This window comes from Streptomyces sp. NPDC048718 (genome assembly GCF_043198875.1).
GTDB lineage: Bacteria > Actinomycetota > Actinomycetes > Streptomycetales > Streptomycetaceae > Streptomyces.
On record NZ_JBICVG010000009.1, the window covers coordinates 98,338 to 121,028 of the forward strand.

Sequence of the window (22,691 nt, forward strand, 5' to 3'; positions counted from 1 at the left end):
GCGCCCCGCACCCCGTACTCAGCCCGTCATCAGGGGGTCCTCAGCTCAGTCCGCTCGGTCCGTCCTCGGCCGGCTCCAGCCCGTCCTCAGTCGGTCCGCGCCCCGCCCTCGCCCCGCTCTCGACAGCGGGCCCGTCACACCCGTTCGGAGCGGGTCTGTTCATCGGCCACTCCGCCCGCGCCGACCAGCCCCTTCGAAACCGACCCGAGGCGCGGCTCGAAGCGCCGCATCTCGCGCTGCCCGACCCCGGCGATGAGGCCCGGCAGATAGCCGCGGCTCGACTGCATGCCGCGCAGCCACCACTGCGCGTACACATGGGCCGAGCGGCGCTCGACCCCCGCGACGATCCGGTCCACGGCCGGCCCGAGCGGATACGTGCGGTTCGCCGGCCACGGCAGCCGGGACCGCAACTCCCGCATGACGTCGTCCTGATCGGCCCCGCGCACCATGTCGGTGTCGGTCCACGACAGATAACCGACCCCGACCTTCACCCCCTTGTACGCGACCTCGGCGCGCAGACTGTGCGCGAACGCCTCGACGCCCGACTTCGAGGCGCAGTACGCCGTCATCATCGGCGCCGGTGTCATCGCGGCCAGCGAGGCGATCTGGAGGAAGTAGCCGCGCGACTCCATCAGTACGGGCAGGAACGCCCGCGCGGTCACGGCGCCGCCGATCAGATTGACCTCGATGACCCGCCGCCACGCGACCGGGTCGGAGTCCACGAACGGACCGCCCGCCGCGACACCGGCGTTGGCGACGACGACATCGACCTTGCCGAACCGCTCCTTCACCTCGGCCGCCACCCGCGCCATCGCCTCGTGGTCGGTGACGTCGGCGTGCCACCAGTCGGCCTCGGTGTGCAGCCGCCCGGCGACATCCTTCAGCAGCTCCGGCTCCAGACCGACCAGCGCGATCTTCGCGCCGCGCGCGGAGAGTTTCCGCGCGAGGAGCTCGCCGACACCGCGGGCGCCACCGGTGACGACCGCGACCTGTCCTTCGAGGTTCATCCTGCTCATGCCCCTGCCTCCTCGTTCTCGCGTCCGTCTCCGTCTCCGCCGGCGTCGACCACCGCCGCGGCCGCGCCGCTCCGCTCGTCCCGCTCGCCCGGCTCCACCCGCTCGCCCTGCTTCACTCCCAGGTATGTGAGGGTCAGCTCGCGGATCTGCCCTGTGATGGCCTCCGGCGCCTCCACGGGTGTCATATGCCCCATGCCCGGAAGCACCGTCAGGCCCGTGCAGTGCGGCAGTGCGGCGGCCAGGCGGCGGGCGTGGACGGGCGGGGTGAGCCGGTCGTCGCTGCCGACGACCACGGACACCGGCAGCCGCAGCTCCCGTACCTCGGCGTCGAGATCGAGCGTCGCCAGCACCTGCGACCAGCCGTGCCGGGCCCCGCGCGGGCACGCGTGCACGAGGCGCGCGCAGGCGTCGACCCGCTCGGGCGGGCTGGCCGGGCCCATCGTGGCGTACTTGAGGATCCGCCGGGACACCGGTGTGACCGGCCCGAGCGGCGCCTTCGCGCCGAGCACGGCGCCGGTGAGACGGGTCCGCAGTCCGCCCGGCCCGAGCGGTACGACGAGTGCCTCGGCGGTCAGCCGCGCGGGCCCTGTCGAGCAGAGCAGCGCGGCGGCCGCGTGCTGCCGCAGAAGGGGCCGGCGGGCGGCGGCCATGATGGTCATGCCGCCCATGGAGTGGCCGACCAGGACGGCGCGTTCGCCAGGGCCGAGGGTGACCGCGAGCACGGCCTCCAGGTCGTCGGCGAGCGCCTCGGTCGAGTAGCCCCGGCCGGCCGTACCGACCCCCGCCGCCCCGGATCCGATGCCGGAGCCAACCCCAGCCGGGGCCGGGGCCGGGGAGGCGCCGTGCCCCCGCTGGTCGTACACGACGACCCGGTGATCGGCGGCCAGGTCCCGTATCTGCGCGTCCCAGAAACGGGTGCTGCAGGTCCAGCCATGCGCGAGGACGACGACCGGCGCGCCGGCCGGCCCGTACTCCTCGACATGGATGGCCGCCCCGTCGGCGGAGGTCACCATCGACGTACGCACGGGCGGGATCTTCGCCGCCCCGGCCACGCGGCTCACTGGACCGCCTCCTTCGCGCGCGTGGAGCCGGCCGCCGGCGCCCCGGCCGACCCGGCCGACCCCGCTTCGGAGTTCTCGGAGGCTTCGGGGGCGCGCAGCACCTCGTACTCGGAGAGGTCGACGGACCGCGTCTCCCGCCGGAACTCGGAGGTCGTGCCCGGCCACAGCGTGGTGTTGCGTCCGTTGGCGTCCAGGTACCAGCTGTCGCAGCCGCCCGCCTTCCACACCGTCCGCTGCATCCGGGACTGCACCCGGCGGTTCCAGACGCCGACGGCGGAGGGGCGGGCGTCGAGGGCCGAACGCCCGCCGAGCGTGTTCAGCTGGCGCAGATAGTCGGCCATGTAGTTCAGCTGGGACTCGATCATGAGGATCATCGAGGAGTTCCCGAGGCCGGTGTTGGGGCCGATGATCGTCATGAAGTTGGGGAACCCGGCGGCGGTGGCGCCGCGCAGCGCCTCCATGCCGCCCTTCCACTGCTCGGCGAGCGTGCGGCCGTCCGCGCCGACGACCCGCTCCGCGATCGGCATGTCGGTGACGTGGAAGCCGGTGCCGAAGACGATCGCGTCGACCTCGGTCTCCGTACCGTCGGCGGCGACCACGGTGTTCCCCCGGACCTCCTTGAGGCCGGAGGCGACGACATCGACGTTGGGGCGGGTGAGCGCCGGGTAGTACGCGTTGGACAGCAGGATGCGCTTGCAGCCAAGGCGGTACGAGGGGGTCAGCTTGGCCCGCAGGGCCGGGTCCTTGACCGCCCGGGCGATGTTCGCCTTGGCGAGCCGCTCGATCAGGCCCAGCTCGTCGGGGCGCTTGGTGAACGCGCTGACCTGCAGCTCTCGAATGCCCCACAGCAGGCCTCGGCGGGCGGCCGTGGTGAACGGCAGCTGCCGGTGCAGCCAGCGCTCTGGGGCGCTGATGGCGCGGTCCACGCGGGGCATGACCCACGGGGGTGTGCGCTGGAAGACGGTGAGACGGCTCACCCGGGGCTGGATCGAGGGGACGATCTGAATGGCGGAGGCGCCGGTTCCGACCATGGCGACCCGCTTGCCCGTGAGGTCGTAGTCGTGGTCCCACTGGGCGGAGTGGAAGATCTTGCCGGTGAAGTCGGCGAGCCCCGGGATGTCGGGAATCTTCGGGTCGGAGAGCGGGCCGGTGGCGGAGACGACGACGTCGGCGGAGAAGGTGCCGCGGCTGGTCTCGATGTCCCAGCGCAGTTCGTCCGCGTTCCAGACCGCCCGCACGACCTCGTGCCCCAGGCGCAGATGCGGCCGGATCCCGAAGGTGTCGGTGACGTGTTCCAGGTACGCGCGGATGTGGCGCTGCCCGGAGAAGGTGCGCGGCCAGTCGGGGTTGGGCGCGAAGGAGAAGGAGTAGAGGTGGGAGGGGACGTCGCAGGCGCAGCCGGGGTAGCTGTTGTCCCGCCATGTACCGCCCACGGAGTCGGCCCGTTCCAGGACGACGAAGTCGGTGATCCCCTCGCGGCGCAGCCGGACGGCGGCTCCGAGTCCGCCGAATCCCGATCCGATCACCGCCACTCGTACGTGCTCGTGCTTCGCCACGCCGCCTCCCGCGCACCCGGCCAAGATTCCGCCAGCGATCACTGGCACGATTGGACTGTAGGGCACCCACATACCAAGCGGTAGGGGTTGAGCGAGGGAAAGTTACCGGCGGTACAACATAGGCTGGCGGCCGTGGCGAAACGATCGGGAGAACAGGCCCCAGGACGGACCCCGGGGCAGACCGCGGGGCAGACCCCGCCCGCGCCCGGCTCCGGCGGGACGCGGACGGACACGGGAACGGCGGGGACACCGGGGGCGGCGGGGCCTTCGGGAACGGCGGGGACGGCCGGGCCGGCGGGAACCCCTGGAGCGGTACGCGAGTACCGGATGGCCGACCTGGCCGCCGAGGCCGGCATCACCGTACGCACCCTGCGCTTCTACCGTGAACGCGGACTGATCCCGCCACCGCGCCGCGAGGGCCGGATCGCCTGGTACGACGACCACCATCTGGCCCGTCTGCGCACCATCGCCGCCCTCCTCGAACGCGGCCACACCCTCAACGGCATCGCCGACCTGACCGCCGCCTTCGAGTCCGGACGGAACGTCGGCGAGGTCCTCGAACTCGGCCCGCCCACCGAGGAGGAGCCGGTCCGCCTCACGCCCGAGGAACTGGCCGACCACTTCGCCGGCGAGGTCACCCCCGAGAACCTGGCCCTGGCCCTCGACCTCGGCTACCTCGCCACCGACGGCCAGGACATCGTCCACATCAGCCGCCGCCTCCTCGACGTCTCCGCCGCGCTCGTGCGCGAGGGCGTCCCGCTGGCCGCCGTCCTGAAGGCGGGCGGACGGGTGCGCGAGCACGTGGAGGAACTGGCGGACCTGTTCACCGAGCTGCTCGGCACCTACGCCGGCCCCGAGGACGCGCGCCGGCTGCGCCCGCTGGCCAAGAGCGTGGTGGAGGCGGAACTCTCCCTCGCCCTGGACCGACGCCTGCGCCCCTGACCCACCAGCCGGACAGCCGGGGAGCAGGGGCGCGAAAAGCCGGAGCGCGGGGAGCCGGGACATGGAGACGCGGGGCCCCTCCGGCGGCTGACCCCGGCTCGTACGTACGTCTACAGCTCGTAGACGACGGTGACGGGCGCGTGGTCGCTCCAGCGCTCCGCGTGCGTGGCGGCCCGCTCGACCTCCGCCTTGACGGCCTTGGCGGCGAGCCCGGGCGTCACCATCTGGTAGTCGATGCGCCAGCCGCTGTCGTTGTCGAAGGCCCGGCCCCGGTAGGACCACCAGGAGTACGGACCGTCCTGGTCGGGGTGGAGGGCGCGGAAGACGTCCACGTACCCGCCGTCGCCCTCGTCGAGGACCCGGCCGAGCCACGCCCGCTCCTCGGGGAGGAAGCCGGCGTTCTTCTGGTTGGCCTTCCAGTTCTTGAGGTCGGCCTCGTGGTGGGCGATGTTCCAGTCGCCGCAGACGACGACCTCGCGCCCGTCAGCGGCGGCACGCTCCCTGAGCCCCTTCAGGTAAGGCAGGAACTCGTCCATGAAGCGGATCTTCTCGTCCTGCCGCTCGGTGCCGACCTCGCCGGACGGCAGATAGAGGCTGGCGACGACGACACCCGGCAGATCGGCCTCGATGTAGCGACCGCTCCCGTCGAACTCCTCGGAGCCGAAGCCGACGCGCACGGCGTCGGGCTCGCGCCGCGTGTAGAGCGAGACCCCGGCGCGCCCCTTGGCGGCTGCGGGGGCATGGGTGACGAACCAGCCCTCCGGGGCGCCGGCCGCGGCGGGCAGCTGCGCCTCCTCGGCGCGCACCTCCTGGAGGCAGACCACGTCCGCGGAGGTGCCGGCCAGCCACTCGACGAAGCCCTTCTTGGCGGCGGCACGCAGACCATTGACATTCACGGAGGTCACAGTGAGCATCCCGGGAGAATACCGGCACCTCCACCCGAGCTCCGAACGAACAGAAGTGCGATTTACGGCATGCAGATCCGCCCGACCCCTTTCGATCACCCCGACGCGATCAAGCTCAACGACGCCGTCCAGCTGGAGTACGCGGAGCGCTACGCGGACGAGGACGAGGTCGGCGAGGGCGATCTCACTCCGCTCGACGCCACGATGTTCGTCCCGCCGCGGGGCCTGTACCTGCTGGCATATGACACATCCGACAGCCCGGTTGCCTCGGGCGGCTGGCGCACCCAGGACACCAACCCCGAGGGCTACTCCGACGGCGACGCCGAACTGAAGCGCATGTACGTCACCCCGGACGCCCGCGGCCTGGGCCTCGCCCGCCGCATCCTGGCCCTCCTGGAGGCCGACGCCCGCGCGGCCGGCCGCACCCGCATGGTCCTGGAGACGGGCACGGCCCAGCCCGAGGCCGTCGCCCTCTACACATCCAGCGGCTACACGCCCTCCCGCCCGAAGTTCGGCTACTACCGCGCGTACGACAGCAGCCTCTGCTTCGCGAAGCAGCTCTGAGCCGGCGCGGTGCGAGCCGGCCCCGTCACGGCACGACACCTTGCCGACATGCCCGGAACTCTCGGCTCCACCAGGAGCTCAGTCGTGCACTGGCTGGGGCTGAGGCTGAGACTGGGGCTCGGGCCGGGAAGCCCGCTTGGACCCGAGGGTCTGCACACCCAGCACAAGGGTGGCCAGGACAGCGAGAACGGCACCGGTCCACATGGCGGCGGACGAGGAGGTACCGCCGACAGAGCTGATGGTGAAGCCGCCGACAGCGCTGCCGAGCACGACGCCCAGGGTGATGACGGACGTGTGGACGGTGTTGACCAGATTGCCGGCCCCGGCCACTTCGAACACCCGGGCGACGAGTGCGGGGTTCATCGTGACACCGACGAGCCCGACAAGGAGCACGCCGGGCAGCGCGGCCCAGGGCAGGTGGGCGAAGAGGGCAAGAACCACCAGGGCCACGGTCAGGGCAAGGTGCCCGATACGCAGCAAGGGCACCGCGTGGCGGTCCGCGTAGCGGCCCACCAGGTTGTTGCCGATCACCGTGCACAAGCCGTAGCCGAAGAGGATCACCGTCGTCGTATTGGCGGAGAAGCCCGCGTCGTGCTCCAGCAGCGGGGTGAAGTAGGAGAACGCGCCGTAGGTCGCCCCGATGGTCAGCAGGCTGACGAGATACCGGCTCCACAGTCGCGGCGAGCGGAACTGTGCCACGTCGTCGGCGGAGGTCTGTGCCGAGACAGCGGGCAGCGCGGGGAGCGCGGGGACATCGAGAAGGGCGATGATCAGACCGGCGATGCCCAGGGCGACGAAGCTCGCCTGCCAATTCCACGTGGTGGAGATGGCGTGGCTGATGGGCAGACCGAGAACAGCGCCGAACATAAGGCCGTTCAGCACGATGGCGATCGAGGACGCGATGCGGTCGGGGCTGGGGGCGAGCCTGGCGGCCATGGTCAGGGTGAGGCCGAACACGGCACCCCCGAGGCTTCCGGTCAGCAGTCGAAGCGCGGCGACCCACCAGTAGTCGTGCACCAGCGGAACCGCGGCTTCGAGAATCGCGTACGTGATGACGACACCCAGGAGCGCGGACTTGGGCGCGGTCAGCCGCAGCGCCCAGGCGATCAGCGGACCACCGACGGCCATGCCGAAGGAGTAGATGGAGATCAGGGCGCCGACCTTGGCGGTCGAGGCGCCGAGACCGCGCGCCATTTCGGGCAGCATGCCCATCGTCTGCAGCTCGCTCATGGCAACGAGAAGCAGGGTGAGCATCAGCCAGTAGAGAGGTCGCTTCACGACACGGATACCCTTTCTGTATTCTAAAATCCAAAATTTGGGCAGCGCGAGGCCGGACCGACGTCCCTGCGCTCAGCCCAGCAGGGAACGGAGCCCGTCGAAAGCAACCCTGCTCAGCACCTCCGGGGGGACCCCGGCCTGGGCCGTCACGCGGAGACCGGAAACAAGGGTGTTGACGAGGAGCGCACCCTCGGCGACATCGGGGCCGCCAGGAATGCTGCCGTCCGCCCGCCCGACCCGGATGACGTCCTCGAGCAGGCCGAGCCGCTCCCGTAGATCCCGCTCGAGGATCTGCGCGATGCGTTCGTCGCGCGCCCGCAAGTCGGGGTTCATCAGCGCGTGCACGCCCATGCAGCCGGCCGCATGCCCTTCGTCGCGAGCGACGCGCTCCTCGTCGACGATGGCATCGATCAGCTTCCGGAGCCGTTCGGCACCACTGAAGGAAGCATCGGACAGGATCGCCGCCTGACGCGCCCTCATGGTGGACGCGTAGTGCTCCAGCGCCCGCACGAACAGCTCGTCCTTGGACGTGAACGCGTTGTACAGACTGCTGCGCCGCACCCCGGCGGCCTCACAGAGTTGCTCAGTGGACGTGTCGGCGTAACCGTGGACACGGAACTGCGCCGCAGCCGCGTCAAGAACCGCCGTCTCGTCGAATGTGCGCGGTCTGGCCATGCGTACAAGCTACTACGTTCTGTACTCCAAAATCCATAACTTGCCCTCAGGGCCTCTCGTCACGGTCACCCTTGGAAGGCTGACGCCATGACGGGTCTTGGATCGACATCGCCGGCGGAGCGGCCGACGCGACGAGCCCTGACGCCGACTGCGACTCCCTCCACCCCGGCGCCCCCTCATCCGATCTCGGGGACGCCTGAGGGGTGCCGCCGGGTGGAACGACCTCAAACGACAAGAATCCCGCCCGATCAGATGATCGGGCGGGATTCTTGGTGTCTGTGGACCTGAGGGGATTCGAACCCCTGACCCCCTCGATGCGAACGAGGTGCGCTACCAGACTGCGCCACAGGCCCTTGCGACGTGTGAAACATTAGCATCCCGAGTGGCGGACTCGGAAATCCACTCCCTCCCTGGTCAGCCGGGGCTGACGCGGGCCCGGGCCGCCGGGTCATTCGTTGGCCGCGCGGGGGCGGTCGTCGTCCGCGTACTGGTCGAAGAGCGGGGTGCGGCCGTGGTCGCGGCGCGGGCGGTGGGGACCGCCGCGGCGGCGCGGGACCGGTGCCGGGGTGGGCTCGGGGGCCGCCGCGGAGGATCGGGCGGCACTCCAGGTCTCCGGGTCCGTCACGTCCACGCCGCCCGGCGCGCGCGGGGCGACCGGGGCGGTGACGTACGTGGGGAGCGGGACCGGCACCGGGTTCCAGCTGTCACCGCGGGCCGGACCGCGCTCACGCTGCTGGTCGACCCACTCCGCGTGGTCGGTCTGCTCCACCAGCGCGCGCCGATCCGCCTCCTGCGGGGAGACCGACGGCTCGGGCGCCAAAGGCGCCGCCGGGGCGGGTTCCGGCTCGGGAATCGGAGCGGGGCGGCGGCTCTCGCGCAGCCGGGCCGCGGCGGCCTCGGCGTTGCGGCGGTCCATCACGTAGACGAAGCGCCGCCGCTCCTGGACCCGCAGATAGACGATGTACGCGCTCAGCAGCAGAGCCGGGACCGCGGGGGCCCACAGGAAGGCGAGACCGCCGACGGCCGCGACGATCGCGCCGATCGTGAACGCGAAGAAGAGGCTCACCGTGGTGCGCCGGCGACGGGCCAGGACTTTGCCGCGGCGGGCTCGCTCGGCCGCTGCCGCGTGCGGCTTCGCTCCCCGGGCGGACTTCGCCGGTCCCGACGGCCCCGCAGGCTTCGGCGCCGGGGCCGGGCCGTCCGCGGACGACGGGGACGGAGACGAGGAGGAGACCGCCGGGGCCCCCTTGGTCGCGGGCCCCGTCCCCGGGACCTCCAGACGGGCTTCCGTCCTGGCCGCGGGCGCGCAGAAGCCCCGGACGTCGACCGAGCTCAAATGCTCCGTCGCCGCGTCCGGGTCCACCTCGGACACCGTGCCGTCCGCCGCCTTTTCCCGGTCCCGAAGCTCCTTGGCGTAACGACGCTCCATGCCCGCCCGTCCGGACAGCAGCCGGATGGCGGTGCTGAAGCGTTCCGTCGGACGAGCCTCGTTCAGCTCGTCCTGCCTGCGGAGCCACATCGGCACCAGGTAGGCGGCCCAGGCTCCGACGATGACTGCGTAGATGAGGCCGCTGCTGCTCACGCCTCACACGGTAGAGGGGTTCGGGTGAGAGGATCGCCCAATTGGGCCGGTGTGTCGCACGATCTGGCTGATATCACTGAACTTTTTTCAGATTATTCAGTTCGACCGGCCGTCAATCGCCCCTGGAATTCGAACATTTATTTGAATTACTGATGCTGGCGGCGCTTCTGCCTCTGATGCCAACGGCGCAGCAGACCCTCCGGCACCTCCTCCGCCGTCAGCGCGAAGACCAGATGGTCCCGCCAGGCGCCGTCGATGTGCAGATAGCGGGGCCGCAGCCCCTCCTCCCGGAACCCCAGCTTCTCCACGACCCGCCGTGAAGGCCCGTTCTCCGGCCGGATACAGACCTCGACGCGGTGCAGCCCGACCGTACGGAAGCAGTGGTCGACGGCGAGCGCGACCGCCGTCGGCATGACACCCCGACCGGCCACCGCGCTGTCGACCCAATAACCCACGTGCCCCGAACACATCGAGCCCCAGGTGATGCCCGCGACCGTCAACTGGCCGACCAGATTCCCCTGGTATTCGATGACGAACGGCATCATCCGGCCGGCGTTCGCCTCCGCCCGCAAATGGCGCACCATCTGACGGTACGTGGGACGCTGGGCCACCGGGCCACCCGGACCGGGCGGCGGGACGGTCGCCTCCCAGGGGCGCAGCCATTCGCGGTTGCGCCGGTTCACCTCGCGCCAGGCCCGCTGGTCACGCATCTTCATCGGACGGAGCAGCACGTCCCCGTCCACAAGGACCACGGGCCAGGACGGCATCATGACGCCGGGCCCGCTTCCGCCGCCGGTCTCGGGTGGTCGCCGCCGCGGATCTGGTCCACGGCGTGGACGAGGAGCGGCTCCAGGACGGCGAGCCCGTCCCGTACCCCGCCCGTCGACCCCGGCAGATTGACGATCAGCGTGGTCCGCGCGACGCCGGCGAGACCGCGCGAGAGCGCCGCCGTGGGCACCTTGTCCCGGCCGTAGGCCCGGATCGCCTCCGCGATGCCCGGGATCTCCCGGTCGAGCAGGCTCCGGGTCACCTCGGGGGTCTCGTCGGTGGGCGAGATGCCCGTGCCGCCCGTCGTGACGATCACGTCGTAACCGGCCTCGATCCCGGCGCGCAGCGCCGCCGCGACCGGCGCGCCGTCGGGCACCACCCGCGGGCCGTCCACGGCGAAGCCCGTCCGGCGCAGGCCGTCGGCGATCAGCGGACCGCCCTTGTCCTCGTACACCCCGGCCGCCGCCCGATTGGAGGCGGTGACGACGAGGGCGGTGTACGGGGCGCGCGGAGCGCCGCCGGCCGGGTCCGCGCCCGGCTCCGCCGCGGCGTGCGCCCCGTGCTTCGCCCGCACCCCGGCGCCCGCGTCCTGTCCGTGCGCCTGGCCCTGGCCCCGGTCCGCGCCCTGGTCCGCGCCGGTCACGCCTCGCTCCTCGTCCAGTGGCCGGACTTGCCGCCGGTCTTCTCCTCCACCCGTACGTCGGAGATGACCGCGCCCTTGTCGACCGCCTTCACCATGTCGACGACGGTCAGGGCCGCCACCGACACCGCCGTCAGGGCCTCCATCTCGACGCCCGTACGGTCCGTGGTCTTCACCGTCGCGAGGATCTCCACCGCGTCGTCCGCGACCGCCAGGTCCAGCGTCACGCCCGAGACCGCCAGCGGGTGGCAGAGCGGGATCAGGTCCGAGGTCCGCTTCGCGCCCATGATCCCGGCGATCCGGGCCGTGGCGAGCGCGTCGCCCTTGGGCACGCCCTCTCCCCGCAGCAGCTCGACCACACGCGGTGACACCAGGACACGCCCGCTGGCGCGGGCGGTGCGGGCCGTGACGTCCTTCGCGGAGACGTCGACCATGCGGGCCGCCCCCGCCTCGTCGATGTGGGTGAGTCCTTGCTGCGTACTCATGGCGGTGACACTCCCGGTCGCTGGATGGGACGACACCGTACCCCCACGATGCGCCCCTCAGCCGAGGAGGACCACTTCGAGCTCCGTTCCCGGCTTCACATCCGTCACCTCCTCGGGCACGACGAGCAACGCGTCGGCGTGCGCGAGCGCGGCGACCAGGTGGGAGCCGGCACCGCCCACCGGCGTCACCGTGCCCGACCCGGCGTCGTACGTCCCCCTCAGGAACTGCCGCCGACCGGCCGGCGAGGACAGCACCCGGTCCCCCGCCAGGGCGGCCCGCAGCCACGGCCGTCGCTCGTCCGGCCGGTCCGCGAGGCCCATGAGGGCGCGGATCGCGGGCCGTACGAACAGCTCGAAGGAGACGTACGAGGAGACCGGGTTGCCCGGCAGCGCGAGCAGCGGGGTGTGATCGGGGCCGATCATGCCGAAGCCCTGCGGCTTGCCCGGCTGCATCGCCAGCCGGCGGAAGTCGACCTCGCCGTCCGCCGTCAGCGCCTCCTTCACCACGTCATATGCCCCGACGCTGACCCCGCCCGTGGTGACGATCAGGTCCGCCCGGACCAACTGGTCCTCGATGGCGGCGCGCAGCGACTCGGCGTCGTCGGCGACCGCGCCGACCCGGAAGGAGAGGGCTCCGGCGTCGCGGGCGGCGGCGGCCAGCGCGAAGCTGTTGGAGTCGTAGATCTGTCCTTCCGCCAGCGGCTCGCCGGGCTGGGCCAGTTCACTTCCGGTGGACAGGACCACCACGCGCGGACGCGGGTGGACCCGTACGCGGCCGCGGCCGATCGCCGCGAGCAGACCGAGCTGCGGCGGGCCGAGGAGCGTTCCGGCCGCGAGGGCCAGCTCGCCCGCCTTCACGTCGCTGCCGCGCGCCCGGACATGGGCGCGGGCCTCGGCGGGGCGGTGCACGCGGACCTCGCCGGCCGCGCCCTCCGGGGCGGCGCTCGCCGGGCGCATGGTGCCCGTCGCGCCCGCGTCCGCGCCCGTACCGCCGTCGGTCCACTCGACCGGGACGACGGCCTCGGCGCCGGGCGGCAGCGGGGCGCCGGTCATGATCCGGGCGGCCTGGCCGGGGCCGACCTCGGGCAGCCCGCCCGCGCCCGCCGCGACGTCGCCGATCACGGTCAGGACGGCCGGGAACTCCTCGCTCGCCCCGGCCACATCGGCGACGCGGACGGCGTAGCCGTCCATGGAACTGTTGTCGAAGGGCGGCAGCGCGACCGGCACCGTGACGTCCTCGACGAGGACGCAGCCCTGGGCGTCGGGCAGTTGCAGCTCGATGGGCTCCAGCGGGGAGAGCGCGGCCAGGATGTCGGCGAGGTGTTCGTCGACGGTCCACAGGTCCCGGGCCGGGCCCGCGCAGGGGTCGCCGGCCGGCCCGGGCCCGCCGGATGCCCCGGCGCCGTTGCTGCCGGTGGTGCCCGCGGCGCCTGTGGCCGTGGTGTCGTCGCCGGCCGAGCCGTTGGGAGCGCCGTCGCCAGGGCCGTGGCCCGACGATGCCGTGGTGCTGCTCAAGTGCTACATCTCCTCGCTGACGTAACCGCGGAGCCAGGTACGGAAGTCCGGTCCCAGATCATCACGTTCGCACGCCAGTCTGACAATGGCGCGCAGATAGTCCCCTCGATCGCCGGTGTCGTAGCGGCGGCCCTTGAAGACGACCCCGTGGACCGGGCCGCCGGCCCGCTCGTCCTGGACGAGCTTCTGCAGCGCGTCCGTCAGCTGGATCTCGCCGCCGCGGCCCGGCTCGGTCTCCCGCAGTATCCCGAAGACGGCCGGGTCGAGGACGTACCGGCCGATGATCGCGAGGTTGCTGGGCGCGTCGGCCCGCTCCGGCTTCTCCACCAAGTCCGTCACCTTCACGACGTCCGCTTCACCGGTGGGGGCGACGGCGGCGCAGCCGTAGAGATGGATCTGGGACGGGTCGACCTCCAGCAGCGCGATCACGCTGCCGCCGAACCGCTCGCGCACCTCGACCATGCGGGCGAGCAGCGGGTCGCGCGGGTCGATGAGGTCGTCGCCGAGGAGGACCGCGAAGGGCTGGTCGCCGACGTGCGGCGCGGCGCAGAGCACGGCGTGGCCGAGGCCGCGCGGGGCGCCCTGGCGGACGTAGTGCATGGTGGCCAGATCGCTGGATTCCCGGACCCGGGCGAGGCGTTGGCCGTCGCCCTTGCGGGCCAGGGCCTCCTCCAGCTCGTAGTTGCGGTCGAAGTGGTCCTCGAGTGGGCGCTTGTTGCGGCCGGTGATCATCAGGACGTCGGAGAGGCCCGCGGCGACGGCCTCCTCCACGACGTACTGGATGGCCGGCTTGTCGACGACCGGCAGCATCTCCTTCGGCGTCGCCTTGGTGGCCGGCAGGAACCGGGTGCCAAGGCCGGCGGCCGGGATGACAGCCTTGGTGAGAGAAGGCGTCTGAGTCATGCGGAGCACCCTAGCCGTTCGGTATGGGCGGAAGGCGGGGCTCCCATGAGCTTTCCCGGCGCTCGTACCACTACCGTCCGATTTCAGACGAACCGAGGGAAAGGAACACGCCTCCGCTGTGAACAGCGTCGACCCCTCCGCCGAATCCGCCGCCGATTCCACCGCCGCCACGCCTGCCGGTACGCCCTCGGACGCCGCGCCCGAACTCGCCGCCCGGAAGGCATCGCTGCGGCGTGCCCTGCTCGACGCCCGTGCGGGACTGGACGCCGGCGACCGTGACCGCCATGCCGCGGCTCTGGCGGAACACGCCCTGGAACTCCCCGAACTCACCGACCCCGGCACCACCGTCGCCGCCTATGTCTCGGTGGGACGCGAACCGGGCACGCGCGCGCTCCTCGACGCGCTGCGCGCTCGGGGCGTACGGGTCTTGCTGCCGGTCCTGCTGCCGGACAACGACCTCGACTGGGCCGCGTACGAGGGCGCCGACCGCCTCGCGAAGGCCGGCCGCGGGCTGCTCGAACCGGTCGGCGAGCGGCTCGGCCCCGAGGCGGTATGCGAGGCCGGCGCGGTGCTGCTGCCCGGGCTCGCGGTCGACGCGCGCGGCATGCGGCTGGGGCGGGGCGGCGGTTCGTACGACCGGGTCCTCGCCCGGCTCGCACGCGCCGGATCGGATCCGGCGCTCGTCGTGCTCCTCTACGCGAACGAGGTGGTCGCGCGGGTCCCGGAGGAACCGCACGACCACCCCGTGCACGCGGTGGTGACCCCGGAGGGGGTCCGGCGTTTCAGGCCGTAGGCCCTGAGGCCGTCAGGCTTGAGGCCGTCGGACTCGGGCCCGGAACCATCAGGCCCGGGCCCGGGCCCGTCGGGCCGTGAGCCCTCAGGGCTCCAGCCGCAGGGTGTCCTGGGTGGCGGCGCCGACCGCCGCCTTCCCGTACGCCCAGTCGAGCATCTCGCCCTTGGCCCACTTGTCCGTCTGGTCGGTGTAGTGGGCGTTGAAGGCGTGACCGGAGGCACCGCTGAGATTTATCCAGCGGGACTTGTCCCAGTCGCCGACGTTCACGACCATCCGCATCGACGGGACCCAGATGACGTCGTACCCGCCGGCCGCGTTCCAGCCGGTCGCGTTGACGGCCGCCTCGCCACCGCCCAGGTTCCACGGGCCGCGGTTGAGCAGGGCCTGGACGACGCTGGGGCCGGCGGTGCCGAGGGTCTGGTTCTTCAGGGTCAGCTGGTGCAGCCGGCCCCAGCTCCAGCTGGAGACGTCCTTGCCGAGCTTGGCGGTCAGCTCCCAGCGGGCGTCCTTCATGGCCTGCGCGAGCAGCTGGTCACGGGTCTCGGTGGGGGAGTTGAGCCGGTCGCCCGGCGTCTTCCACCAGGAGTTCTTCTCCTGCTTGAGCAGCGGGCGGACCACCTCGAACCAGCGGTCGCCGCCGTCCGGCTGCGCCGAGGTCGCATCGCGCCGGCCGCACTCGCGGACCAGCTTGTTCTGCTTGTCGACCGGACCGGTCGCGTCGGCGACCCGGACGTTGATGCACTCGCCCTGGACGCGCAGTTCCTTGGGCAGCTTGTCGCCGAAGGCGAGCTTGAGGACGTTGCGCCAGACCGCGTTGAAGTACGCGGCGGGCGCCGAGTCCGGCTCCTGGGTGTAGTCCCAGCCTTCGAGGAGCTTCTGGGCCTCGCGGACCTGCGGGTCGGCGATGTCGATCTTCAACAGGAGCGGGTTGAGCAGGGTCGCGATCTCGCTGCGGTTGTCCATCTGCAGGGAGACCATGTCGGCGGGCGACACCTTGCCGCCGTCCTTGATCTTCGACTCGATGAGGTCGTTGATCCGCTGGCTGCGCGAGCCGAAGCCCCAGTCACGGGTGAGGAGGTAGGGGTACTTCTTCTCGTCTATGACGGACTGGTTGGCGGTGACGATGTAGCCGCGCGCCGGGTCGTACTCGTAGGGCAGCTCGTCGAAGGGGATGTAGCCCTTCCAGTCGTACGCGGAGTTCCAGCCCGGTGCGGGCAGGGTGCCGTCGTAGCCCTTGGCGTCGCTGCGGACCGGGATCTTGCCGGGCGACTGGTAGCCGATGTGGCCGGCGGTGTCGGCGTAGACGAGGTTCTGGGACGGGACCTCGAAGTGCTTGGCCGCGGCCCGGAAGCTCTTGAAGTCCTTGGCGCGGTTGAGCTCGAAGACGGCGTCCATCGACTTGCCGGGCTCCAGCGCCGTCCAGCGCAGGGAGACGCCGTAGCCGGTTCCGCGGTCCGGCGCGGCGTTGCCGACGGGAGCGGTCTTGCCGACCTGCTCCAGTTCGGAGGAGCGGTCGGAGACGAGCGGGCCGTGCTCGGTGGAGCGGACGGTGATCTTGCGGTCCGAGCCGCCGGCGACCTTGATGGTCTCCTCGCGGGACGTGAACGGCTTGGTCTTGCCGTCGACCACGTATCCCTCGGGGCCGATCTTCTCCAGGTAGAGGTCGGTGACGTCCGCGCCGAGGTTGGTGAAGCCCCAGGCGATGGAGTCGTTGTGGCCGATGATGACGCCGGGCATTCCGGAGAAGGTGTAGCCGGCGACGTCGTAGCGGCAGGTGGCCGACACGGAACGGCAGTGCAGGCCCATCTGGTACCAGAGGGACGGCAGCATCGGGGCGAGGTGCGGGTCGTTGGCGAGCAGCGGCTTGCCGGACGTCGTGTACTTGCCGGAGACGACCCAGGAGTTCGAGCCGATGCCGTTGCCGTTCGGGCCGAGCAGAGCCGGGATCTGGTCGAGGGCGTCGGAGAGGCCGGAGAGCTGGGACTGGACGCCCTGCGTGCCCGTACCGGTGCCGGTTCCGGCGCCGGTGGAGGCGGTGCCGGCTCCCGTCCCGGTCCCGGTCCCGACGGTGCCCGTGCCAGTGCCGACGGTGCCGGTACCGACACCCGTGCCGGTACCGACGCCCGTGCCGGTGTCGGTGGTGCCGGTACCGACGCCCGTGCCGGTGTCGGTGGTGCCGGTGCCGGGGCCGGTGCTGCCGGTGTCCTGGGTCGTCGGCTCGGCCTTGGGGTCGAACGTACGGGTGACCGGGTCGACGGCGCCCTTGCCGACGATCGGCTGGTGCAGCCCGTACGGGTAGTCCGGGTACAGCTGCGCGATCTCGTCCGTCCCCAGACGGCTGGCCATCAGGGAGCGGTCGATCTCGTCCTGCATGTTGCCGCGCAGGTCCCAGGCCATGGCCTTGAGCCAGGCCACCGAGTCGACCGGGGTCCAGGGCTCGATGGCGTAGTCGTTGGTGAGGGCCAGCGCCGCGTACTCGACGGAGATGTCGGACGGGGCACGGTCCTTGAGGTACGCGTTGACACCCTCGGCGTAGGACTGGAGGTTCTTCTTGGTGTCCGCCGACAGGACCTTGTCGTATTCCTCCTGGGCGACCCGGCGCCAGCCCAGGGTGCGGAGGAAGGCGTCGGTGTCGACCTGGCTCTTGCCGAACATCTCGGACAGTCGACCGGCCGTCATGTGGCGGCGGACGTCCATCTCGTAAAAGCGGTCCTGCGCCTGGACGTAGCCCTGGGCGCGGAAGAGGTCGGCCTCGTTGTCGGCGTAGATCTGCGGGACCCCGTAGGAGTCGCGCTTGACCTCGACGGGGGCGGAGAGCTTGTCGAGCCTGAGGGTGCCGGTGGTCTGCGGGTACGAGCCCCGGACGGTGTCGACGCCCCAGTACGCGCCGTACCCGACGCCCGCGACCAGCGCGAGAACCAGGGCGAGAACGATCAGACGGGCGCGCCGCCCCTTCTTCTTGGCAGGGGGCGCGGTCGTGTTGGAGGGCATCGCTGTCCTTCGAGGGGCAGGGTGGTCCTGGAGTACAGGGTGGTCCTGGAGTACGGGAGCAACCTTAGGCGCAGCGCCGGGAGGCCCCGGACGCGGTATCAGGAAGAGAACCGTACTCACCGGTACTGATGTGCGATCAGCCATCGGGAAGGCATCAAGAAGGCGTTAAAGTTTAGGTAAGGTAACGAAGTACCCGTCCCTGGCGCCGGAGGAACGATCCGGCGGAGGCCGGGCTGCGCCCGAGGGGAAGGAACGGCCACTGACTGTCCACCAGCTCAATGAACTCCTGCTCATCTGCTCGCTCGTGCTGCTCATCGCTGTCGCGGCGGTGCGGATCTCGTCCCGGAGCGGGCTGCCCAGCCTGCTGCTCTACCTCGGGATCGGGGTCGCCATGGGGCAGGACGGCATCGGCAACGTCGCCTTCGACAACGCCGAACTGACCCAGGTGATCGGCTACGCCGCACTCGTGGTGATCCTGGCCGAGGGCGGTCTGGGCACCAAGTGGAAGGAGATCAAGCCCGCGTTGCCCGCGGCGGTCATGCTGTCGACCGTCGGCGTCGCGGTGAGCGTGGGCATCACGGCGACGGCCGCGCACTATCTCGTCGGCCTGGACTGGCAGCCGGCCCTCATCATCGGCGCCGTCGTCTCCTCCACCGATGCCGCCGCCGTCTTCTCCGTTCTGCGCAAGGTCCCTCTGCCCACCCGCGTCACCGGCGTCCTGGAGGCCGAGTCCGGCTTCAACGACGCCCCTGTCGTCATCCTCGTCGTCGCCTTCTCCACCGTCGGACCCATCACCTCCTGGTACGTCCTCGTCGGCGAGATCGCCCTGGAACTGGCCATCGGCGCCGCCATCGGCCTGGCCGTCGGCATCATCGGAGCCTTCGGACTGCGCCGTATCGCCCTGCCGGCCTCGGGCCTCTACCCGATCGCCGTCATGGCCATCGCCATCACCGCGTACGCCGCCGGAGCCATCGCCCATGGTTCGGGCTTCCTGGCCGTCTATCTGGCCTCGATGGTGCTCGGCAACGCCAAGCTGCCGCACGCCCCCGCCAACCGCGGCTTCGCCGAGGGCCTCGGCTGGATCGCCCAGATCGGCATGTTCGTCCTGCTCGGTCTGCTCGTCGCCCCGCACGAGCTGATCAACGACTTCTGGCCGGCCATCATCATCGGTCTCGTCCTCACCATGCTCGCGCGGCCCATGGAGGTCTTCGTCAGCCTCCTTCCCTTCCGTATCCCCTGGCAGGAGCAGGCCCTGATGTCCTGGGCCGGCCTGCGCGGAGCCGTTCCGATCATCCTCGCCACCATTCCGATGGTGTCCGGGGTCGCGGGCAGCGAGCGGATCTTCAACATCGTCTTCGTACTGGTCGTCGTCTACACCCTGATCCAGGGCCCGACCCTGCCCTGGCTGGCCAAGGCCCTCAAGCTCGGCCGCCGGGCCGACGCCGCCGACCTCGGCGTCGAGTCCGCGCCCCTGGAGCGGCTGCGCGGCCACCTGCTGTCCGTCGCGATCCCGGAGGGCTCCCGGATGCACGGCGTCGAGATCTCCGAACTCCGGCTGCCCGCGGGCGCCGCCGTCACCCTGGTCGTCCGCGACGAGAAGAGCTTCGTCCCCGCCACCGACACCATGCTGCGCCGGGGCGACGAACTGCTCGTCGTCGCCACCGACCCGGTCCGCGACGCCGCCGAGAACCGGCTGCGCGCGGTCGACCAGGGCGGCAAGCTCGCCGGCTGGCTCGGCACCAGCGGGGCCACCGCGCTCACCATCCAGGAACACGAGGGCCCCTTCCGGAACCCGCTCCGAAAGGCCGGCTGACCCCGGACAGCCGACCTCGGACAGCTCTCCGGACGCCCCCGGGGTGCCTGTCGTATGAAGCCCTCTCGCGGGTCTTCACACGGCAGTCGCCCCGGTCCGGTGAGAACCGGCCCCGCACGTCCCGGTCCCCGAGCGGACGGTGCCGTCCGCCGGGTACGGCCTTGAACGCTTTCCCCTCTCGGGGACCCCTCCCGGCTGTACCATGCAAGCAACACCTGATCGAACCAACTCTGCCTGACGCAGAGCTGGCGCGACCGTATGGCGGCCGAGGCGTCTCCACCGTGGAGCCCGGTATCTACCGCAGTTCCGCGCAAGAGGACAGCTCTCGGCGAGCCCGCGCCACGCGTGCACGGACCGCTACCAGGCGGCAGAAAGGCATGGACCGTGGCGTCCACGGTCGTCTCCGAGAAGCGGCCCGGTTACGGGCAGCTGCTGCGCACTCCCGGCGCACTCTCCTTCCTGCTCCCCGGCTTCGCCGCCCGGCAGCCGTTCGCGATGCTGACCATCGGCATCGTGCTACTCGTCCAGCACACCACCGGCTCCTACGGCAGCGCCGGTGCCGTCGCCGCCGTGACCGGCGTCTCCATGGCGCTGTTCGCCCCGCAGAGCGGCAAGCTGGCCGACCGTTTCGGCCAGCGGGCCGTGCTCCTCCCCGGTGTGCTCGTCCACGCCGCCTCCGTCTCCCTTCTCGTCGCACTCGCGCTCGCCGGCGCCCCGCTGTGGGGCCTGTTCCTCGCGGCCGTGCCCGCCGGCGCCTCGGTGCCCCAGGTCGGACCGATGGTCCGGGCCCGCTGGGCGGCCGTCCTCGGAGGAACCGCCCCGGGGGAAACCTCCGGAAAGGGCATGTCACTGCTTCCGACGGCCGCCGCCTTCGAGTCGGTGACCGACGAGTTCACCTTCGTCATCGGCCCTGTCCTCGCCACCGCCCTGTGCACCGGCGTCCACCCGGCCGCCGGTCTCGTCACCGAGGCCTCGCTCACCCTGGTCGGCGGTCTGCTCTTCGCCGCCCAGCGCGCCACCCAGCCCCCGCACGGCCTCACCCTCGCCGGCCAGGGTGACGCCGAGCCGCGCCGCTCGGCCCTCTCGGTGCCGGGTGTTCGTGTTCTCGCCATCGCCTTCCTGGGAATCGGCTCGGTCTTCGGCGGCATGCAGGTGTCCGTCACCGCCTTCGCCGGCGAGATCGGCAACCCGGGCATCAACGGTGTGCTCTACGGCGTCTTCGCCGCCGGCAACATGCTCGCCGGCATCGCCATGGGCGCCATCGCCTGGAACGTCGGCCCGCGCCGCCGACTGCTCCTCGGCTACACCGGTCTGGCCATCACCGCCTCCCTTCTCTGGTCCGCGCACTCGGCCCCGCTGCTCGGCGCGCTCGGTCTGGTCGTGGGTCTCTTCATCGCCCCGGCCCTGATCAGTGGCTTCACGATCATCGAGACCCTGGTCCCGGCCTCCGCCCGCACCGAGGCCTTCACCTGGCTGACCGGCGCCGTGGCACTGGGCCAGGCCGGTGCCGTCACCGTCGCCGGACAGCTCGCCGACGCCCACGGCGCGAGCACCGGGTTCCTGGTGCCGATGGCGGGCACACTGCTCGCCCTCGCCACCCTGGTCGCCCTCCGCTCGCACCTGGAACCCCGGGAATCGGGGCGGGTCACGGCACGTGGCATCGGTCACCGAGTCCCGGTGTCGGTGGACTGAACCGACGGAATACGTCACTATGGATCGTCGTTAGCACTCGATGAGTGTGAGTGCCAGGAGGAAGACAAGTGCCGACCTACCAGTACCAGTGCACCGAGTGCGGCGAGGGCCTCGAGGCGGTGCAGAAGTTCACGGATGACGCTCTGACCGAGTGCCCGAACTGCAAGGGACGCCTGAAGAAGGTGTTCTCCGCGGTCGGCATCGTGTTCAAGGGTTCCGGCTTCTACCGCAACGACAGCCGCGGCTCGTCGTCCAGCAGCACGCCGGCCTCGTCGAAGTCCACCTCTTCGACCTCGTCGTCCACCTCCACGTCGTCGACGTCTTCCTCGTCCTCGGACTCGAAGCCCGCGACCTCGTCGAGCACCTCGGCGGCCTGACCCGCCGCTCGCCCGATCCATCCGATGCCCTGCCGCCTCGCGCGGTGGGGCGTTCGGCATTCCCGCGGTCCTGTCCGATTCCGGTTCCCGGCCCGCCGGAAACACGGCACCGTCTCCCGGACCCCGCCTAGGGTGACCGCATGACGACGCAGACGGCGGACTCGTTCGCGGACATCGGTGTGATCGGCGGCTCAGGGTTCTACTCCTTCCTGGACGATGTGACGGAGGTGTCGGTCGACACCCCGTACGGCAGTCCCAGCGACTCCCTCTTCCTCGGCGAGCTCGCCGGCAGACGGGTCGCCTTCCTGCCCCGGCACGGCCGCGACCACCGCGTGCCACCGCACCGGATCAACTACCGCGCCAACCTCTGGGCCCTGCGCTCCGTGGGCGTGCGCCAAGTCCTCGGGCCGTGCGCGGTGGGCGGACTGCGCGAGGAACACGGTCCCGGCACCCTCGTCGTACCCGACCAGCTCGTCGACCGGACGAAGAGCCGCGAGCAGACCTATTTCGACGGCGCACCGCTTCCGGCGGCCTGGGGCGGGGCCGTACCGAACGTGGTGCACGTGACCTTCGCCGACCCCTACTGCCCGGATGGGCGCCAGGTGGCCCTGAAAGCCGCCCGGGGGCGAGGCTGGGACCCGGTGGACGGCGGCACACTGGTCGTCGTCGAAGGACCCCGCTTCTCCACACGCGCCGAGTCGCGGTGGCACGCGGCCGCGGGCTGGTCGGTGGTCGGCATGACCGGCCACCCCGAGGCCGTACTCGCCCGGGAACTGGGACTCTGCTACACCTCCCTCGCTCTTGTGACGGACCTGGACGCGGGCGCGGAGACGGGGGACGGCGTCTCGCACGCCGAGGTGCTTCGCGTGTTCGGCGAGAACATGGGCCGGCTGCGCGAGGTGCTCTTCGACGCGGTCGGAGCACTGCCCGCGACCGTCGACCGGGACTGCCTGTGCACACGGGCACACGACGGATGGGACCTGGGCATCGAACTGCCGTGATCACGCGGGCCGGGATTCGAGCCGGCCCGCGGGAACCGGACTGGCTCAAGCGTCACCGATCCCGCCTCGCGTCGGCAATCGCTCGCCAGGGTGAGGAAGTTATCCACAATCGCGTGGTCGTCCACAGGCCCGAG

At 71.4% G+C, this 22,691-nt stretch carries 20 protein-coding genes and 1 tRNA gene; 7 read left to right on the forward strand and 14 right to left on the reverse strand.

The annotated features are described in order from the left end of the window. Window positions 1-134 precede the first annotated feature (134 nt). Genes ACGFRB_RS18790 through ACGFRB_RS18800 form a run of 3 tightly spaced genes read right to left on the reverse strand, consistent with a single transcriptional unit; the run spans window position 135 to window position 3,633 of the window. Window positions 135-1,016, reverse strand: a complete 882-nt coding sequence (locus ACGFRB_RS18790) for an SDR family oxidoreductase (protein ID WP_363002995.1) — start codon at window positions 1,014-1,016, stop codon at window positions 135-137. Then, window positions 1,013-2,077, reverse strand: coding sequence for an alpha/beta fold hydrolase (locus ACGFRB_RS18795; protein WP_393244288.1), 1,065 nt, complete (start codon window positions 2,075-2,077; stop codon window positions 1,013-1,015). Before ACGFRB_RS18795 ends, ACGFRB_RS18790 begins: the two co-directional genes overlap by 4 nt. Then, window positions 2,074-3,633 carry a flavin-containing monooxygenase gene (locus ACGFRB_RS18800; protein WP_393244290.1) on the reverse strand — a complete coding sequence of 520 codons (1,560 nt, stop codon included), beginning with the start codon at window positions 3,631-3,633 and terminating at the stop codon, window positions 2,074-2,076. The genes ACGFRB_RS18795 and ACGFRB_RS18800 overlap by 4 nt, the downstream gene beginning before the upstream one ends. 327 nt (window positions 3,634-3,960) lie before the next feature. Here ACGFRB_RS18800 and ACGFRB_RS18805 point away from each other — a divergent pair, with 327 nt between their 5' ends. Further along, complete coding sequence (locus tag ACGFRB_RS18805; protein WP_361229853.1) at window positions 3,961-4,575, forward strand: MerR family transcriptional regulator; 615 nt, start codon at window positions 3,961-3,963, stop codon at window positions 4,573-4,575. Between the two features lie 110 nt (window positions 4,576-4,685). Here ACGFRB_RS18805 and ACGFRB_RS18810 read toward each other — a convergent pair whose 3' ends face one another. Further along, window positions 4,686-5,489 carry an exodeoxyribonuclease III gene (locus tag ACGFRB_RS18810; protein ID WP_363002989.1) on the reverse strand — a complete coding sequence of 268 codons (804 nt, stop codon included), beginning with the start codon at window positions 5,487-5,489 and terminating at the stop codon, window positions 4,686-4,688. A 60-nt stretch (window positions 5,490-5,549) separates the two neighbouring features. Here ACGFRB_RS18810 and ACGFRB_RS18815 point away from each other — a divergent pair, with 60 nt between their 5' ends. After that, entirely contained in the window at window positions 5,550-6,044 is a 495-nt protein-coding gene (locus tag ACGFRB_RS18815; protein ID WP_393244292.1) for a GNAT family N-acetyltransferase, read from the forward strand. Window positions 6,045-6,122: 78 nt separating this feature from the next. On the opposite strand, the gene ACGFRB_RS18820 is transcribed toward ACGFRB_RS18815, so the two are convergent. From ACGFRB_RS18820 to galU, 9 genes are all read right to left on the reverse strand, one after another. After that, the gene (locus ACGFRB_RS18820; RefSeq protein ID WP_393244294.1) at window positions 6,123-7,322 is read right to left on the reverse strand and encodes an MFS transporter; all 1,200 of its coding nucleotides are present in this window, start codon (window positions 7,320-7,322) and stop codon (window positions 6,123-6,125) included. A gap of 72 nt (window positions 7,323-7,394) precedes the next feature. Next, entirely contained in the window at window positions 7,395-7,997 is a 603-nt protein-coding gene (locus tag ACGFRB_RS18825; RefSeq protein WP_363002983.1) for a TetR/AcrR family transcriptional regulator, read from the reverse strand. A gap of 279 nt (window positions 7,998-8,276) precedes the next feature. Next, window positions 8,277-8,350, reverse strand: a tRNA-Ala gene (locus ACGFRB_RS18830). A gap of 95 nt (window positions 8,351-8,445) precedes the next feature. Then, window positions 8,446-9,579, reverse strand: coding sequence for a gephyrin-like molybdotransferase receptor GlpR (gene glpR / locus ACGFRB_RS18835; protein ID WP_393244296.1), 1,134 nt, complete (start codon window positions 9,577-9,579; stop codon window positions 8,446-8,448). Between the two features lie 146 nt (window positions 9,580-9,725). Further along, entirely contained in the window at window positions 9,726-10,349 is a 624-nt protein-coding gene (locus ACGFRB_RS18840) for a GNAT family protein (RefSeq protein ID WP_363002979.1), read from the reverse strand. Then, entirely contained in the window at window positions 10,346-10,921 is a 576-nt protein-coding gene (locus ACGFRB_RS18845; protein WP_393244616.1) for a molybdenum cofactor biosynthesis protein B, read from the reverse strand. The genes ACGFRB_RS18840 and ACGFRB_RS18845 overlap by 4 nt, the downstream gene beginning before the upstream one ends. A gap of 65 nt (window positions 10,922-10,986) precedes the next feature. Further along, window positions 10,987-11,472, reverse strand: a complete 486-nt coding sequence (gene moaC / locus ACGFRB_RS18850; RefSeq protein WP_363002975.1) for a cyclic pyranopterin monophosphate synthase MoaC — start codon at window positions 11,470-11,472, stop codon at window positions 10,987-10,989. A gap of 57 nt (window positions 11,473-11,529) precedes the next feature. Further along, window positions 11,530-12,813 (reverse strand): gephyrin-like molybdotransferase Glp, encoded by a 1,284-nt coding sequence (glp, locus tag ACGFRB_RS18855; RefSeq protein WP_393244618.1) that lies wholly within the window; start codon window positions 12,811-12,813, stop codon window positions 11,530-11,532. 177 nt (window positions 12,814-12,990) lie between these two features. Continuing rightward, window positions 12,991-13,890, reverse strand: a complete 900-nt coding sequence (gene galU / locus ACGFRB_RS18860) for a UTP--glucose-1-phosphate uridylyltransferase GalU (protein ID WP_393244299.1) — start codon at window positions 13,888-13,890, stop codon at window positions 12,991-12,993. 226 nt (window positions 13,891-14,116) lie between these two features. Here galU and ACGFRB_RS18865 point away from each other — a divergent pair, with 226 nt between their 5' ends. Then, window positions 14,117-14,683, forward strand: a complete 567-nt coding sequence (locus ACGFRB_RS18865; RefSeq protein WP_393244619.1) for a 5-formyltetrahydrofolate cyclo-ligase — start codon at window positions 14,117-14,119, stop codon at window positions 14,681-14,683. An 84-nt stretch (window positions 14,684-14,767) separates the two neighbouring features. Here ACGFRB_RS18865 and ACGFRB_RS18870 read toward each other — a convergent pair whose 3' ends face one another. Continuing rightward, on the reverse strand, window positions 14,768-17,674 hold the full coding sequence (locus tag ACGFRB_RS18870; protein ID WP_393244301.1) for a penicillin acylase family protein: 2,907 nt from the start codon (window positions 17,672-17,674) through the stop codon (window positions 14,768-14,770). Between the two features lie 259 nt (window positions 17,675-17,933). Between ACGFRB_RS18870 and ACGFRB_RS18875 the strand changes: the two genes are divergently transcribed. The 4 genes from ACGFRB_RS18875 (at window position 17,934) to ACGFRB_RS18890 (ending at window position 22,557) form a co-directional block, all read left to right on the forward strand. Beyond that, window positions 17,934-19,487, forward strand: a complete 1,554-nt coding sequence (locus ACGFRB_RS18875) for a potassium/proton antiporter (RefSeq protein ID WP_361229863.1) — start codon at window positions 17,934-17,936, stop codon at window positions 19,485-19,487. 384 nt (window positions 19,488-19,871) lie between these two features. Beyond that, window positions 19,872-21,179, forward strand: a complete 1,308-nt coding sequence (locus ACGFRB_RS18880) for an MFS transporter (protein ID WP_363002969.1) — start codon at window positions 19,872-19,874, stop codon at window positions 21,177-21,179. 68 nt (window positions 21,180-21,247) lie between these two features. Beyond that, window positions 21,248-21,556, forward strand: coding sequence for an FmdB family zinc ribbon protein (locus tag ACGFRB_RS18885; RefSeq protein WP_363002967.1), 309 nt, complete (start codon window positions 21,248-21,250; stop codon window positions 21,554-21,556). A gap of 140 nt (window positions 21,557-21,696) precedes the next feature. Next, window positions 21,697-22,557, forward strand: coding sequence for an S-methyl-5'-thioadenosine phosphorylase (locus tag ACGFRB_RS18890; RefSeq protein ID WP_363002965.1), 861 nt, complete (start codon window positions 21,697-21,699; stop codon window positions 22,555-22,557). Window positions 22,558-22,691 lie beyond the last annotated feature (134 nt).

Coding starts and splice junctions, on each gene's coding strand:
- ACGFRB_RS18825 (WP_363002983.1), bottom strand. CDS start 7,997: ATGGCCAGACCGCGCACATTCGACGAGACGGCGGTTCTTGACGCGGCT.
- ACGFRB_RS18805 (WP_361229853.1), top strand. CDS start 3,961: ATGGCCGACCTGGCCGCCGAGGCCGGCATCACCGTACGCACCCTGCGC.
- ACGFRB_RS18870 (WP_393244301.1), bottom strand. CDS start 17,674: ATGCCCTCCAACACGACCGCGCCCCCTGCCAAGAAGAAGGGGCGGCGC.
- ACGFRB_RS18815 (WP_393244292.1), top strand. CDS start 5,550: ATGCAGATCCGCCCGACCCCTTTCGATCACCCCGACGCGATCAAGCTC.
- ACGFRB_RS18840 (WP_363002979.1), bottom strand. CDS start 10,349: ATGATGCCGTCCTGGCCCGTGGTCCTTGTGGACGGGGACGTGCTGCTC.
- ACGFRB_RS18810 (WP_363002989.1), bottom strand. CDS start 5,489: ATGCTCACTGTGACCTCCGTGAATGTCAATGGTCTGCGTGCCGCCGCC.
- ACGFRB_RS18890 (WP_363002965.1), top strand. CDS start 21,697: ATGACGACGCAGACGGCGGACTCGTTCGCGGACATCGGTGTGATCGGC.
- galU (WP_393244299.1), bottom strand. CDS start 13,890: ATGACTCAGACGCCTTCTCTCACCAAGGCTGTCATCCCGGCCGCCGGC.
- moaC (WP_363002975.1), bottom strand. CDS start 11,472: ATGAGTACGCAGCAAGGACTCACCCACATCGACGAGGCGGGGGCGGCC.
- ACGFRB_RS18790 (WP_363002995.1), bottom strand. CDS start 1,016: ATGAGCAGGATGAACCTCGAAGGACAGGTCGCGGTCGTCACCGGTGGC.